12 protein-coding genes are annotated in these 15,903 nt (G+C 59.8%); 5 read left to right on the plus strand and 7 right to left on the minus strand.

What is annotated here, in order from left to right; genetic code table 11:
* The first annotated feature begins 5 nt into the window (after positions 1-5).
* The 5 genes from ABVN21_RS26510 to ABVN21_RS26530 are packed head-to-tail and all read left to right on the plus strand — an operon-like array spanning position 6 to position 9,343.
* Entirely contained in the window at positions 6-1,718 is a 1,713-nt protein-coding gene (locus ABVN21_RS26510) for a DUF2138 domain-containing protein (protein ID WP_339555462.1), read from the plus strand.
* Positions 1,703-2,353 carry a DUF1175 family protein gene (locus ABVN21_RS26515; RefSeq protein ID WP_339555509.1) on the plus strand — a complete coding sequence of 217 codons (651 nt, stop codon included), beginning with the start codon at positions 1,703-1,705 and terminating at the stop codon, positions 2,351-2,353. The genes ABVN21_RS26510 and ABVN21_RS26515 overlap by 16 nt, the downstream gene beginning before the upstream one ends.
* On the plus strand, positions 2,350-6,906 hold the full coding sequence (locus tag ABVN21_RS26520) for an alpha-2-macroglobulin (protein WP_339555461.1): 4,557 nt from the start codon (positions 2,350-2,352) through the stop codon (positions 6,904-6,906). Before ABVN21_RS26515 ends, ABVN21_RS26520 begins: the two co-directional genes overlap by 4 nt.
* Position 6,907: 1 nt before the next feature.
* The gene (locus ABVN21_RS26525) at positions 6,908-8,527 is read left to right on the plus strand and encodes a DUF2300 domain-containing protein (protein WP_339555460.1); all 1,620 of its coding nucleotides are present in this window, start codon (positions 6,908-6,910) and stop codon (positions 8,525-8,527) included.
* Between the two features lie 3 nt (positions 8,528-8,530).
* Positions 8,531-9,343 (plus strand): DUF2135 domain-containing protein, encoded by an 813-nt coding sequence (locus ABVN21_RS26530; protein WP_339555459.1) that lies wholly within the window; start codon positions 8,531-8,533, stop codon positions 9,341-9,343.
* Between the two features lie 269 nt (positions 9,344-9,612).
* Here the strand turns inward: ABVN21_RS26530 and ABVN21_RS26535 are convergent, their stop codons facing one another.
* The 7 genes from ABVN21_RS26535 to ABVN21_RS26565 form a co-directional block, all read right to left on the minus strand.
* The gene (locus ABVN21_RS26535; protein WP_339555457.1) at positions 9,613-10,365 is read right to left on the minus strand and encodes a S24 family peptidase; all 753 of its coding nucleotides are present in this window, start codon (positions 10,363-10,365) and stop codon (positions 9,613-9,615) included.
* Positions 10,366-10,592: 227 nt separating this feature from the next.
* Positions 10,593-11,120, minus strand: coding sequence for an inorganic diphosphatase (gene ppa / locus ABVN21_RS26540; RefSeq protein WP_003205933.1), 528 nt, complete (start codon positions 11,118-11,120; stop codon positions 10,593-10,595).
* A gap of 113 nt (positions 11,121-11,233) precedes the next feature.
* Positions 11,234-12,046: a zinc-dependent peptidase gene (locus ABVN21_RS26545; protein WP_339555455.1), complete on the minus strand. Its 813-nt coding sequence runs from the start codon at positions 12,044-12,046 to the stop codon at positions 11,234-11,236.
* Between the two features lie 6 nt (positions 12,047-12,052).
* Positions 12,053-12,709, minus strand: a complete 657-nt coding sequence (locus ABVN21_RS26550) for a DedA family protein (RefSeq protein ID WP_339555454.1) — start codon at positions 12,707-12,709, stop codon at positions 12,053-12,055.
* A gap of 288 nt (positions 12,710-12,997) precedes the next feature.
* A complete protein-coding gene (locus ABVN21_RS26555; protein ID WP_007990572.1) occupies positions 12,998-13,459 on the minus strand; it encodes a GNAT family N-acetyltransferase in 462 nt (153 codons plus the stop codon).
* A gap of 115 nt (positions 13,460-13,574) precedes the next feature.
* Positions 13,575-14,399 (minus strand): ethanolamine ammonia-lyase subunit EutC, encoded by an 825-nt coding sequence (gene eutC / locus ABVN21_RS26560; protein WP_339555452.1) that lies wholly within the window; start codon positions 14,397-14,399, stop codon positions 13,575-13,577.
* 8 nt (positions 14,400-14,407) lie between these two features.
* Complete coding sequence (locus ABVN21_RS26565; protein WP_339555450.1) at positions 14,408-15,802, minus strand: ethanolamine ammonia-lyase subunit EutB; 1,395 nt, start codon at positions 15,800-15,802, stop codon at positions 14,408-14,410.
* Between the last annotated feature and the right edge of the window lie 101 nt (positions 15,803-15,903).

Raw genomic sequence — 15,903 nt, forward strand, 5'->3', positions numbered from 1 at the left:
GTGAAATGAGCGATAACACTGTTTCCCCGGCTGCCGAAACACCGAGCGCCAAACCGTCCCGCCGTTGGCCGGCCATTGTGATCGGGCTGTGTCTGGTCGCGGGCGTGGCCGCTGGCATGGGCTGGCTGATGCAAAAAAGCAAGGCGCCGGCTCCACAACTGGCGGCGGAAAAACTCGGCATGCGCCGCCCCGATGGCTTGCTCGAAACCCACTCCTTGAGCCAATTGCCCAAGGACTTGCTGGCGGTGCCGTTCCTTAAGGAAACCCTCACCGAAGATTTCGTCTTCTATTACGAAACCCACGCCGATCGCCTCGGGCTGATCGGCAGTCTGCGACGGATCATCTACGAGCATGACTTGAAGCTGCAGGACAGTCTGATCGAGCAGCTCTTCGATCAACCGGCGGACGTGGCGCTGTGGCGTGGCGCGGATGGACGGCTCAAGGATTTCCTGCTGGTGATGGATCGCGGCGGGCTGGCCAAGGTTTTGGAGCCGCTGGCGAAAGTGGCGCTGGATGATTCGCAACTCAGCAAAGTCGCTGACGTCAAAGTCGGCGCCGATGACGTGCCGCTCTATCAACTCACCTACAACGCCAGCAAGGCGCTGCTGTTTGCCTCCCATGGCGACAAACTGGTGGTGCTGTCGAATCCGACCAAACTCTACGACCCGCAAAGTGGCGCGACGCAGGAGTCGGGCAGCGTCTCGACTCAGGCCATCGCCGCGTTGCTCAACGGCGACAAACTATTCCCCGAAGCCTTTGGCCTGCAACCCCGTGCGCCAGAGGTGAAGCAACGGCTGTCGGTCAACGCCAGTGTATTGGCCATGGGTTACCAACGCTTCATCCCGAACTTCGCCGGCCTGCGTTTCGACATGGACGACAAAGGCTGGCACAGCTACCTCGCCATGGATGAACTGGATGATCAACCGGACTTCGATTTCAAACCGATCTGGCAAGCCATGCCCATGGGGGCCAGCGCTTGCGTGGCCCTGCCGCTGGCCGCTGAACAACAGAAGCCGCTGCTGGTGAAGCTCGGTGCGCAAGAGCCCGTGGCCCAGGCGCTGACCGCTCACATGGCCGGTGCTGCCGGTCTGTGCTGGTACGCCGATTCGCGGCTGTACACGCCGCTGTTGGTGGCCAGCCTGAATGACAAGGACAGCGCCAGACTCGATGGCGATCTGGGCCAGTTGTTCGGCTCGATGGTCGGCGCCTATGAAGCCAAGGTTGATGACCATGCGTTTCCGGTGATCGAGAAGCAGGACGGAGAAAATCATCAATGGCAGCGTCAGGTCAGTTCGAATTTCGGCCCTTACAAAGCCGTGGATGCTGAGAGTCCCGACGCAATTACCGGCAAGGCCTTCATGCGTGTGAGCCTGGCGCGCCACGGTTCGACGCTACTGTTTTCCCTCGACGACAAGCTTGTCGACAAAGCCCTCGGCACCCTCGACAAACGCTTCCCGCCGATGGCCGACGTGGTGCCGAAAGACCTGCTGATGCCGGTCTACTTCGGCCCGGATTCCATGGCGCAGTTGATGCAGCAGGAAACCCTCGACAGCCTGCCCCAGGACATGGAACCGGTGTTCTACAACGCCGCGCAAACCTACCTGATCCCGAAATTGCGCAAGCTCGGCGGTTACGGCAAATACGCCCTGACCTTGCCCGAAGGCAGCGAGCCGGATGGTCATTGGCAATGGCTGCCGCTGGAATGGAAAGCGCTGTGAAGGCACTGATCCGAAGCCTCGGCCTGTTGGCGTTGCTGCTGGGCAGCCGCGCGTTTGCCGTGGATACGCCAGCGCTTGACCCGCAGCAGTCCCAGGTGTTCCGCGCCTGGTTCGTGCGCATCGCCCAAGAGCAACTGAGTCAGGGCCCGAGCCCGCGCTGGTATCAGCAGGACTGCGCGGGTCTGGTGCGCTTCGCCGCCAACGAAGCGCTGAAAGTGCATGACGATAAATGGCTGCGCAGCAATGGCCTGTCCAATCGCTACCTGCCGCCAGAGCTGCAACTGAGCGACACCCAGCGCGGCCTCGCCCAGCAATGGCAGCAGGGCGGCGGCAAGGTCGGGCCGTATGTCAACGCGATCAAATTGATCCAGTTCAACAGTCATCTGGTCAGCCGTGATGTCTCTCAAGCACGGCCTGGCGACCTGATGTTTTTCGATCAGGGCGACGACCAGCATCTGATGATCTGGATGGGCCGCTACATCGCCTATCACACCGGCACCACCACACCCACCGACAACGGCATGCGCTCCGCAAGCCTGCAACAACTCATGACATGGAAGGACACCCGATGGATACCCGATGCAGCCAACCCCAACTTCATCGGCGTTTATCGACTGAATTTTCTCTCCCAATGATCGGTGCCCGCATGTTGCGTTTCCTGCCTCTGCTGCTGGTTTTGCTGCTGCCATTTTCGACGGTCAGCGCCGAAGACACGGTCGAGCCGAGCGGCTACACGCCGGTGGCCGGTGAAAGTTTTTTCCTGCTGGCCGACAGCAGTTTCGCCAGCGACGAACAGGCGATGGTGCGCCTCGAAGCACCGGGTCGCGACTACCGCCGATTCCGCATGGAACCCTATGGCGGCGCCGACATCCGGGTGTATCGCATCGACAAACCGCTGGACTTTCTCAAGCGTCAGAAGAACTTGCACCGGGTGGTCAGTGACGGCCAGTTCAAGGGCGAAGGCCTGTCCAACACACTGGCGTATCTGTGGGACAACTGGTACCGCAAATCCCGTCGGGTGATGCAGCGGGCGTTTAACTACGAGTCGCGCAAACAGGTCACCGAAGAAGTGCCTGAGCTGAAGATGGGCGCCGCCATGGCTGCGCCAACACCTTACGATGCGCAGCCACAATTCGCGTTGATTCCGGGCCTGCCGGTGGTCAGTCAGTTCCGCTATCCGCTGTGGCAAGCCAAACCGATCCAGCCGCCCGAAGGCGTGAACCTCGCCGGGTCTTCCAGTGAGTTCGTCAGCGCCGCGCCGGGCAACGTCTACATCCCGTTGGGCAACCTGAAACCCGGTCTGTACCTGGTGGAAGCGCTGATCGGCAAGTACCGCGCGACCACCATGGTCTTCGTCTCCAACACCGTGGCCGTAAGCAAGATTGCCGGTGATGAACTGCTGGTGTGGGCCGCGCGTAAACACGAAGGCAGCTCGGTGCCGAAGGTCAATGTGCTGTGGACCGATGGCCTCGGCGTAATGAGCAGCGGCGCCACCGATACCGATGGTTTGCTGCGCCTGAAACATGTCAGCCCAGAGCGTTCGTTCGTGATCGGCGAGGATGAAGAGGGCGGGGTTTTCGTCTCGGAAAACTTCTACTACGACAGCGAAATCTACGACACCAAACTCTATGCCTTCACTGACCGGCCGCTATATCGGCCGGGGGATTGGGTATCGCTGAAAATCGTCGGGCGCGAATTCAAGAACGCCCGCGACTCGGTACAGCCAGCCGCTGCCGACGTCAATGTCACGGTGCTGGACGCGACCGGCACGGCACTGCAATCGCTGGCGCTGAAACTCGATTCCAAGGCCGGCGCTCAAGGTCGTTTCCAGTTGCCCGACAATGCGGTGGCGGGCGGTTATGAGCTGCGTTTCAACTACAAGGATCAAGCCTACAGCAGCGCCTTTCGCGTGGCCGAGTACATCAAGCCGCACTTTGAAATTTCCCTGAACCTGGCCAAGCAGGATTACCGCACCGGCGAACCGCTCAAGGGCAGCCTGGTACTGCTATACCCGGACGGCAAACCGGTGGCCAACGCCAAGTTGAGCCTGAGCCTGCGCGCCCAACAACTGTCGATGGTCGACAACGAATTGCAATATCTCGGGCAGTTTCCGGTGGAGCTGACCAGCACCGAACTGACCACAGACGTCAAAGGCAACGCCACGCTCGATCTGCCGGCTGCGGAGAAGCCGAGCCGCTACATGCTGACTGTGTTCGCCAGCGATGGCGCGGCGTATCGGGTCAAGACCACCAAGGAAATCCTCATCGATCGCGGTGCGGCGAATTTCCGCTTGAGTGCGCCGCAGCGCTTCAGTGCGGTGGGCGACAAGGTTGCGTTCAGCTACGTCGGCGAAGGTGAGAATCTAGCGGTCAGGCCGGGAAGCTACGGCTGGGTACGCCTGGAGGACCAGAGCACGGGTGAAGGCAAACTGGCGGCGACCGATAAAGGCTTCACACTGGCTTTCGATCGCCCCGGCACGTACAACCTGACGCTCAGGGATGAACACGGCCGAACCCTTGGTGCGACCGGTCATTCAGTCACCGGCGACGGCGTCAAAGCGGTACCCGGCACGGTAGAAATCGTCTTCGACAAACCCGAGTACAAGACCGGCGGCGAAGCGCTGGCGCTGATCACGTTCCCCGAGCCGATCAGCGACGCATTGCTGTCACTGGAGCGCGACAAGGTCGAGGCCACGGCGCTGCTGTCCAAGGGCGGCGACTGGCTGAAGATGGAAAAACTCAGTGACACTCAGTACCGCGCACGCATCCCGGTGAAGGACAGCTTCGCACCGAACCTGACGTTTTCGGTGCTGTACACCAAGGGCGGCCAGTACAGCTTCCAGAACGCCGGGATCAAGGTGGTCACGCCGCAAATCGACGTAGCCATCGCCACTGATAAAGAGACCTATCAACCAGGCGACACCGTGTCGGTGGACCTGACCACGCAGTTCGCCGGCAAACCGATCCCGGCGCACCTGACGGTCAGCGTGGTCGACGAAATGGTCTACGCGTTGCAACCGGAAGTCGCGCCGACCATCGACCAGTTCTTCTACCATCCGCGCCGCAACAACGTGCGCACCAGCGCCAGTCTGTCGTTCATCAGCTACGACGTCGCACTGCCGGGCAGTCCCGGCGCACCGGGCAAAGCCAACCGCAGTGAGCGCGGTGTGAAGGTGCTGGAGCGGCCGCGTCGCGAAGACGTCGACACCGCCGCGTGGCAGCCAGAGCTTGTAACCGACGCCAATGGCAAAACCCGTTTCACCTTCAAGATGCCGGACTCGCTGACCCGCTGGCGCATCACCGCGCGAGCCATCGCCGATGACGGGCAGGTCGGGCAGAAGAAGCAGTTCGTGCGCTCGGAAAAGCCGCTGTATCTGAAGTGGAGCGGGCCAGGAAAATTCCGCTCCGGCGACAAACCGGACCTCGGTGTGTTCGCTTTCAGCCAGGCGCAAAACCCGGTCAAGGCTGAGCTGGTGATTCATTACGCGGGCAATGAACAACGTGTCCCTGTCACGCTCAACGGCGGCATCAACTACATCCCTCTACCGGCGTTTGCATTGACCAGTGGCGAGTGGACCGCCGAACTGGTGCAGGACGGCAAAACCGCCGATGCCCTGGCCGTGCACCTGACCGCGACCGGCGAAGGTTGGCAGGTCACGCAAAGCCAGAGCCTGGACGTGGGCAGCGGTGATACGCCGCTGACGTTGCCGGCGGACGCCTCGGACATTCGCCTGCGACTGGATGACAGCCCGCAAGCGCTGTTCCGTTCCGCCCTCGATGATCTGCTGAGTTACCCCTATGGCGGTGTCGAACAAACCGCCAGTCGTTTGCTGCCGTTGAGCATCGCCTATCCAGCCTTGTCGTCGAACCCGCAAATCCGCGACCGCTTGCGCCTGATCATTCAGAACAGCCGCTTGCGTCTGGTGCAAATGGCCGGGCCGTCGGCGAGTTTCACCTGGTGGGGCATGGACGGCGAGCCGGACGCGTTCCTCACCGCTTACGCCTACTATGCCGACTGGCACGCCAGCCAAGTGCTGGAACTGAACCTGCCGCCGGAGCATTGGCATCGGGTGCTGGAGGTCTATGCGAAACAGGCGAAGAACACGCCGCTGTTGCAGAGGGCGCTGATCCTGTCGTTCGCCAAGCAGATGCAATTGCCGGTGAACACTTTGCTCAGCGGATTGATGGACGACCTGGCGAAAGCAGGCGAGGGTAATGCTGCGAATCTGATGGACGATGGCGACGACAGTCTCGTCATGAGTGATCCGGATTCTGCGCTGGGTCTCGCCGCTGCCCATATGTTGACGGCGTCCTTGGCCAGGCAGTCGAAGGTCGCTCTGCCAGAGGCGTTCAACCGGCAACTGGCCGATGCCCAACAGCGTTTGGCCGTCAGCTCGCAGCCGTTTGCCGAGGCCTTGAACCTGTCCCTGCAACCTTTCGATCAGGCCCGTGCGCAAGCGTTGCTACAACGCTTGCTGCCGCAGCAATCGACGCTGGAACGTGCGTTGGCACTGACGTGGTTGCAACGCAGCATCGAACAGGCTTCACCCACCATCGCACTGGCGCCGGGCGCCAGCTGGAAGAAAAACTATGGCGATACCGGCGAGATGTATTGGACCTGGCAAGGGGCTGAGCCTGTACCAGCGATGTTGTCGCTGACCGGTGTGCAGGAGCGTCCATTGCGTGCCGCGTTGAGCTACAAGACCCGGCAACCACCGGTTGATCCGATGGCCGTGACCATCACCCGTCGCCTGTCGCGTCTGGTGCCGGGCGATGAAGCCTTCACCTTCAAACTTGAAGCGGTCGGCACTCAGCCGTTGTCCAGCGACAGCCTGTATCTGGACGAAGTGATCCTCACCAGCAAAGCCGCAAAACCGCTGCGCTATGGCCTGCTCGAAGTGCCGCTGCCACCGGGTGCCGACGTTGAGCGAACCACTTGGGGTATCAAACTGATGGGCAAGGCCGGCACCGAACCGACCGCACTCGAGAAAGCGCGATTCGAGCCGGGGCAACTGGCCTATGCCGTGCCGGTGGATGCGCTGAGCGGCGAGTTGCGATTGCGGCATCTGGTGCGTTTCTCGCAGAAAGGTCAGTTCAACCTGCCACCGGCGCGCTTCACGCAGGTCTACGCGCCACAGCATCAGGCGCAGGAACAGAAACCGGCGCTCGGTCAGGTCACGGTTCACTGACATGATCCGGCCTCTGGTCTGTTTGCTGCTGTGTTTGATCCCTGCGCTGGCCACCGCGCAGGACGAGCCGCTGCGACTCGGCTTTAAAGGTGAGCTGCTGTCGTTGAGCCGAACCCAGGTGATTTCACGCGAGCCGTTGCCTGCTGACTTGCAGGCGCCGTTGGGCAGTTTGTGGAAATTGTTTGTGTACGGTTGGCTGGTGGATAGCGGCGCCCATGAGCAGCCTTACGAATGTCGCGGCCAGTCCAGGGAAGAGGTTTATTGCTGCACCGCGGGTGGCAAGATTGAGCGCGATCAGGCGTTAGTGAAATCCTGCGGGTTGTATTTTGAGCCGGCACGTTTGGGCATTACCGACGCTGGCTGGCGCACGTATTGGCAAGCGCGACAGGCGCCGGAGTGGTTGCAGGATTTGCTTTCGTTGCAGCCTTCGACGCGCGTGTCGGTGGCTGACTTGTTACAGGCGCTGGCGTTGATGCCCGCCCAGGATCAGGCGCGACGCGTATTGCTCGATGTGGTGTTGAACGCCGCTGACGGCAATGTCGTCGGCGAACTCGGTGGCCGATTACGGGTGAAGACCTGGAGCTGGTTGGGGGATCAGGATTCATCGTCGCGTCAGGGCGGCTTTGCCGGTTGGACAACGGATGGCACTCCGATATGGGCGGGAGGGCGCGGAACCAGTCAAATGGTGCTTCGTCATTATGCTGCTGCGTTGGCAACGGTGTTGCCGACAGATTGGCCAGCGGATACGGGGCGTTGTGTCGAAGTCGGACTGTTTTCCCGCTATCCGGTTCAGCGCGTTCTGGCAGGAGAGCGTGTGGTTTCTAACGGGCCATTGCAGGGCGACTATCGCGTCGAGTTCGCCAACGGTAACCGGCTCGATATCCACAGCAGCGGCGAGCTGTATTTGTTGAATGACAAGCTCGTCGCCCGGCTGGACCGCGAAGAGTACGTTGCCCGCGTGCTCCAGCGCGAAGCCAGACCGGTACCTGCCGAAGCCGCCAAAGCCCTGGCCGTGGCCATTCGCACCTACCTCCAGCAAAACGCTTCACGCAGCGGCGAATGCCTGAGCATCGACGACAGCAGCAGCCGTCAGCGCGTCGCTCCACGCCCGGCCAGCGCCGAAGCCCGAAACATCGCGGCATGGACCAGCGACCTGGTCCTTGCCGGCAGCACCGTCACCTATCACTCCGACCAACCGGCCCCGGACAAACTGTCCTGGCAGCAAGCAGTCGAACAAGCCAGCGCCGGTCAACGCTACGACGCCATCCTCCTGCACGCTTATCCGCGCGCGAGCCTCAGCCGCTGGGACAATCCTGTCGCCTCCTGCGAAGCACTGCCCAGCGCGCAAGACTGGCTGAAAAAGCAGCGTCGGAGCTGGCGCCCACGGCTGGACATCGAAACCGGTTACAACGAAGTCCGCACCTTCGCCGTATGCCGCCTGACTTTTGGACGCCCCTATGTCGACCGCGAACGCCAGCGCATTTACGTGCGCGGCGTGCTCTCGCTGCAAGACCGCCTCGACCTGACTCACGAATACCTGCACCTGGCCTTCGAGGCACACCCCAACGGCCAGGATGAAACCTACATCGAAGGGCTCGCCCGCCACCTTTTGCTGGAATAGACCATGACACTTCGTTATCCACCGGTCTTGCTGTTGCTTTGCACGTTCGCAGTGTTATCGCCGGCAATGGCCGCCGACAGCGTCAAGCTCGATACGCCTTTAGGCGGCTGGCGCACCGGTGCGGCCGAAGGTGAAGGCGAAAACTTCCGCCAGACCGTCAACTACCCTGCCTCGTCCGTGAACACCCCGGCAGGCCAGGCCAACACCGCGCGCATCGCCGGACAGATCAAGGCCTTGCCCAAGGCTGAAGAGCCCGGTCGGTTGATTGTGAACGGTGTCAGCATGCCGCTGAAAATCGACCCGGCGGGCCGCTTTGATCGCCCGTTTTCATTCCCCAGCGGCAGCAACAGCGTCGAAGTCCGCAGCGCCGATGGCCAACAACGCCGTCGTGTTCAGTTCCTCAATGCCAGCGGTGGCGCAACACCGGCCAAATTACGCGTACTGCTGGCCTGGGACAGCGATGGTACTGATCTGGATCTGCACCTGATCACCCCCGACGGCGCCCACATCTGGTACGGCGACCGCGTCGCGCCAAATGGCGCAGCACTCGATGTCGACGTCACCACCGGCTACGGCCCTGAAATCTTCGCCATGCCCGCGCCGATCAAGGGGCAGTATCTGGTCTATGTAAACTACTTTGGGGGTGGCTATCGCAGTGATGAAGAGGGGCAGGAAGAGGCGGTACAACCGCTGACCACCGCGCAGGTGACGGTGATCACCGAGGAAGGGACGCCGAACGAGAAGATGCAGACGTTTCTGGTACCGATGCGAGCGGTGGGGGAGTTGACGTTGGTTAAGGGGTTTAGTTATCCGTGAGGGTAACTGACGGGTCACTTTTCTGTGGGCATTAAAAAGCCGGCTTGTGGCCGGCTTCTCGGGGACTGGCTTGGTTCATTTTTGGTAAACCGCGCCAGCCTTCAAAACGTACACCCGGATCTTGCGTCCGGCTGTGGGACTCGGCGAGAAAATCATCTGCCTTGTCGGTGCGATCGGAGCCGCGGGGCGGGTCGATGCAAATGTGGGGCGCAGCATACTGATTTTTTGGGGGAATTCCCAGCTTGGCGTGCGATGAACACGGCTCGGTACTACAGGAATGGCACCTCGGGCCTGCGTTTGTTCAGCGTCGACCACCAGAACACCCAACCCAATACCCTGATGTTTTCTTCCTCAATTTGTGCGGGTCTAAAGACCTCATCCGGGTATTCAGCATTATTGTGGCTGCGCATGCGCAGCGAGTTGCCCGGTACGCGGTGCAGGTATTTGATCCGCAGCATGCCGTCATGCTCGATGGCATAGATCTCGCCGTCGATAATTTGCGTAAGTCCGCGATCAATGGCGAGTATTGAACCATCTTCAATTTTTTCCGCCATGCTGTTGCCGATCATGCGGGCGCAGATGGCGTCTGCGTGGTTGATTTCCAGGGAGTCGAGGTCTCTGCGGGGGAGGCGGATGGACTGTCCGGGGTCTTTGATGACATGGGTTTTGTTGGAATCGGGTGTGATGACTGTTTCTTTATAGAAGGGCAATTCGACGTCGGTCGGTTCGATGACCCTGTAGTTGCCGCGGATTGCCTGGGCGTCGAAGGTGTTGCCGGCATCGTCGAGCAGGCGCAGTTCTTTCGAATTCCTCGGACCTTCACCAACTTTCAGCCACTCACTGTTTACAGATAGGCGTCTGGCGACCTCTTCCATTTGGTAGTGGGGCACGCCTCGGGTGTACCAGTTGTGGACGTTTTGTGGCTTCTTGATTTTCAAGAACTCGGCAAATTCCGTCGTCGTGATATTCGCCTCTTCGAGGAGCATTTTGAATCGCGCACCGCAGGTTTTGTTCTTTTTCATAAACGCGAGTCTACCCGCGCGGCATAAGGCTTTGATTCAACGAGCCGTTCAAATTTCGAGGGAAATTTAAGACTGGATGTAAGACGCCAAGGTCGGAAATTAAACAAGAAAAAACCAGTACGACCCGGGGTTAAACGCAGTGTTTATGATGCTTTCCAGGCGCCCACAAAAAACCCCGGATAAACCGGGGTTTTTCTTTAGGCTTATAGCTTGAAGCTAGCCGCTGCTTAACCTTTATAGGCAGCAACCGACTTGGTGATCGCTTCGCGGGCGGCGTCTGCGCCGGCCCAGCCTTCGATCTTCACCCATTTGCCTTTTTCGAGATCTTTGTAGTTCGCGAAGAAGTGCTCGATCTGCTGAATCAGCAGCGGCGGCAGGTCAGTGTATTCCTTCACGTCGACGTACAGCTGGGACAGCTTGTCGTGTGGAACGGCGATGACTTTGGCATCGCCGCCGCCGTCGTCGGTCATGTTCAGGATGCCGACTGGACGGGCGCGGATCACGGAACCTGGGGCAACCGGGTAAGGGGTCACGACCAGTACGTCGAGGGGGTCACCGTCGTCAGCCAGGGTGTTCGGGATGTAACCGTAGTTGGCCGGGTAGAACATTGGGGTGGCCATGAAACGGTCAACGAACAGGCAATCGCTGTCTTTGTCGATTTCGTATTTGATCGGCGCGTGGTTGGCCGGAATCTCGATCGCGACGTAGATGTCGTTCGGCAGGTCTTTGCCAGCCGGAATCTTGCTGTAGCTCATTGGGCGTTGCCCCCGTTAGTTGACCAGAAACACTTGGCCGGATTGACCAAAAAGTGGCGGCGATTATAGGCATATTCCTACGTCGACGCCACGTACCAGAGGTCGTGTAGACCTTAGTCCTGTGCCTGATAGACCGGGTTCTCGGCGAGAAGTTGCCGTAGCCTCGCCAACGGGTCCTGGCGATAGAACAGCTTCAGTTGCTCATAGACCTGTGGATAAGTCTCGTGCAGCAGATCCGGGGCGCTGAAGAAGTATTCGCTGGTCACCGCGAAGAACTCTGCAGGGTTTTCGGCGGCGTAGGGGTCGATGGCCGTCTCGGCGTCCGGATTGCGGTCCAGTTGCCGGTCAAGATCGTCGTAGGCTTCTTGCATGACTTTGGCCCAGTCGCTGACCCGCATGTCGGCGTGCAGCGGCGGCAGGCCGTTCGCATCGCCGTTGAGCATGTCGAGTTTGTGCGCCAGTTCATGAATAACGAGGTTGTAGCCTTCCCAGCTGCCGCTGGCCATCACACCCGGCCAGGCCAGGATGATCGGACCCTGCTGCCAGGCTTCACCGCTATGCTCGCCGTCCCATTCGTGCTCGACGCCGCTGGCGTCACGATGACGCTGGGGGCTAAGGAAGTCGTCGGGGTAAAGGACGATTTCGTGAAACCCCTGATACCAGTTCAAATCACCGAGATGCAGCAGGGGTAATTGCGCTTGGGCCGCCAGCAACAGGCGTTGCTCCTGATGCAGTTCGACGCCGGGCAGGGCGGTCAGGTGTTTGTCTTGCAGGAACAGCACGCACGCTTCGCGCAGCCATTGGTCTTCGGCGGCGGTGATGCCATCAAGGAAACTCAGGTGCTGGCGCACCCGTTGCCACGTGTCGTCGGCAATCGGGTGTTTGGCCAGGGTGCGCTGGCGGCGCCAGGCGCTCAGAGACCACATGGTGAATCAGCGGGATTCGGCTTTGGAGTTCGAGCCGCCGAAGCGGCTGCGGATCACGCCGATGATCATCGGCACCAGTGACAGCAGGATGATGCCAACGACCAGCAGCGACAGGTTGGACTTGATGAACGGTACGTTGCCAAAGAAGTAACCGAGGGTGACCAGCCCGCCGACCCACAGAATGGTGCCGAGGATGCTGAATGCGAAGAAACGCGGATAGGGCATTTTCGCTACGCCGGCGACGAACGGTGCAAAGGTTCGAATGATGGGCAGGAAGCGCGCGAGGGTTACAGTTTTGCCGCCGTGCTTTTCATAGAAGTCGTGAGTTTGTTGCAGGTAATCGCGGCGGAAGATTTTCGAATTGGGATTGCTGAACAGACGTTCGCCGGCCGTTCGTCCGACGACGTAATTCGTACTATCACCGAGAATCGCCGCCAGCATCAGCAGGCCGCCGAGTAATACCGGGTCCATGCCACCGCCGGCCGCTACGGCACCGGCGATAAACAGCAGCGAGTCACCCGGGAGGAACGGCATGACTACCAGGCCGGTTTCACAAAAAATCACCAGAAACAGAATGGCGTAGATCCATGGCCCGTAGTTGGTGACCAGCAAATCGAGGTAAACATCGAGATGCAGGACGAGATCGAGCGGGTTGAAATCCATGGAGGAGCACCTGTGATGACGGCCCGACTCGGCAGGCCTGTGCGGATGACTTCGAGTAAGCCTACAGACGGGTGTAGTTTTTCTTACAAGCCGGGAAGGTCGGCATTATACGGGGAGGCTAGTGAAAAGCGCGTCGAGTTTGTAGCGGGGAATGTCACTCGGATCGACGGTGGGCATCGCGTGTTTTGTAGGAGCAAGCTTGCTCGCGAAAGCGGTCTTGCATTCAACAGGTGTGCTGTGTGACATACCGCAATCGCGAGCAAGCGTGCTGCTACCGCTTGATGTGGATCAGAGTTCGTCGCTGATCGGCAACACGTAGTTTTTGAATTCGGTATCTTCCTTGAACCCGATGGATTCGTAGGTTTTCTGAGCGACTTCGTTATTGCTGCTGGTGGAAACGCGCATGCGCACGGCATTGGTTTCCTTGGCCATTTTCTTCGCGGTGCGGATCAGGTTGTCGGCCACCAATTGGCGGCGGGCGTCTTCGGCGACGTAGATGTCGTTGAGAATCCACACGCGTTTGAGCGAAAGCGACGAAAAGCTCGGGTACAACTGACAGAAACCCATCAGTTTATTGCTGTCGTCATCGGACAATGCCAGGTAGATCACCGATTCCTTGCGACGCAGGCGTTTCTCGAGGAATGCCCGGGACGAGTCCGGATACGGCAGGGAGCCATAAAACTCGCGATATTTGACGAACAACGGGGTCAGCAGGTCCAGGTGTTCGAGGGTCGCTTGAATAATCCGCATGGTAGGTCTCGTCTCAAGTGGCTGTCTTCACGTGCTCTGACGGCAATAGGTACTCACTGGCAGCCGTGCGTCGATCCTGCCTGAAAGTGGAACGAAAGTGCAATGCGGAAGCGATTCACACATCCGGCGGACTGAGTAGGAAATTACCTTTCATGTCTGCACCTGCGTCTGACTCCAGCGTCTGAACCTGCGCTTCGTCTTTCAAATTGACCCCAGACAGCTGACGCCGACAGGCTTCTCGCATCAAATACAGCAAGCGGTGTGTCGCCATGCCATAACTCAGGCCTTCGAGGCGTACATTGGAAATGCAGTTGCGGTAGGCATCCGTCAGTCCGACCTTGGGATTGTAGGTGAAATATAAACCCAGGCTGTCCGGCGAACTGAGGCCCGGGCGTTCACCGATCAGGATCACCGTCATTTTTGCGCCCAGCAGTTCGCCAACCTCGTCGGCGACCGCAACGCGGCCCTGCTCGACCAATATAATCGGGGCCACGGACCAGTGTTCGGCGCCAATCTGTTCCTCCAGACGCGCCAGAAATGGCAGCGTATGGCGATGAACGGCCAGCGCGGACAAACCATCGGCGACCACGATAGCCAGATCGACCCCGCCAGGATTGGCAGAGGCGTATTCGCGCAGGGCTTGTGCCGACGCAGCGCTTAACTTTCGCCCCAGATCGGGGCGCTGCAGGTAACTGTTCCGATCTATCGCCGCACTGTGCAGCAAAATGCTTTGCCGACCGCGTTCGGCCAGTTGTGCGCTGAGTGCCACGTGATCGAACGGCAAATGCACCGCATCCCGCGCCTGGGCGTGGGCGTACTGGAAATCCAATTGGGCGCGGGTGGGCATGCTGGTGCCGGTGCGTCCCAAGGCAATTCGCGCGGGTGTCAGGCGTCGCAGTTCCAGCCATGGGTTGTGCGGATCGAAAGGCGGCTTATCCATGTCAACACTCATCCCAGTTGTGCCAAGGCCTGGCGGAAGGCCGGTGGCAGGTTATTGCCAAACAGAACCTTGCCGTCCGCCTGAGTGAAAATGCCCATTTTCGCCAGCCACTGTTCGAACTCCGGCGCGGGCTTCAGCCCCAGCGTTTGCCGGGCATAGAGCGCATCGTGGAACGAAGTTGTCTGGTAGTTGAGCATGATGTCGTCGGAGCCGGGGATGCCCATGATGAAGTTGATACCGGCCACGCCCAGCAGGGTCAGCAGGGTGTCCATATCATCCTGGTCGGCTTCGGCGTGGTTGGTGTAACAGATGTCGCAACCCATGGGCACACCGAGCAATTTGCCGCAGAAGTGGTCTTCGAGGCCGGCGCGGATGATTTGTTTGCCGTTGTAGAGGTATTCCGGACCGATAAATCCTACGACGGTGTTTACCAGGAACGGGTTGAAATGTCGTGCGACAGCGTAGGCCCGGGTTTCGCAGGTTTGTTGGTCTACGCCGTGGTGGGCGTTGGCTGACAGGGCGCTGCCCTGGCCGGTTTCGAAATACATCAGGTTGCGCCCGAGGGTGCCGCGATTGAGGCTTAAACCGGCATCGTAACCTTCCTTCAGAATGTTCAGATTGATGCCGAAACTGGCGTTGGCCGCTTCGGTACCCGCGATCGACTGGAATACCAGGTCCAGCGGAACGCCGCGATTCACCGCTTCAATCGACGTGGTGACGTGAGTCAGCACGCAGGCCTGTGTAGGGATTTCGTAGCGCTGAATGATCGCGTCGAGCATTTCCAGCATGGCGCAGATCGAAGCAATGCTGTCGGTGGCCGGGTTGATCCCGATCATGGCATCGCCATTGCCGTGCAGCAGGCCGTCGAGAATGCTCGCAGCGATACCGGCCGGTTCGTCGGTTGGGTGATTGGGTTGCAGGCGGGTCGAGAGCCGGCCACGCAGGCCCAGGGTGCCGCGAAATTGCGTGACCACACGGATTTTCTGCGCCACCAGCACCAAATCCTGTACGCGCATGATCTTTGAAACGGCAGCGACCATTTCCGGGGTCAGGCCGGAGGCGAGCGCACGCAGGACCTGTTCGTCGGCGGCATCGCTGAGCAGCCAGTCGCGAAAGCCACCGACAGTGAGGTGGCTGACCACGGCGAAAGCGTGATGGTCGTGGGTGTCGATGATCAGTCGGGTAACTTCATCGGCTTCGTAAGGAATCACCACTTCTTCAAGGAAATGGCTCAGTGGAATGTCGGCCAACGTCATCTGCGCGGCTACCCGCTCGCCATCGTTGAGTGCGGCGACACCGGCCAGAAAGTCTCCCGAACGCGCGGGGCTGGCCTTGGCCATGACGTCCTTGAGGCTCTCGAAACGGTAGGTCTGAGCGCCGATGGAATGGGCAAATACGGCCATGGGGTGGCGTCCTTCTGGTCTGTTTGCATGTGGTGAAACCAAGGAGTGTCTGTTGCGATCATGCAGAGCCTGTGCCAGAGCGGACAACTATCCTGGTTCTG

The sequence above is a fragment of the Pseudomonas sp. MYb327 genome (assembly GCF_040438925.1).
GTDB lineage: Bacteria > Pseudomonadota > Gammaproteobacteria > Pseudomonadales > Pseudomonadaceae > Aquipseudomonas.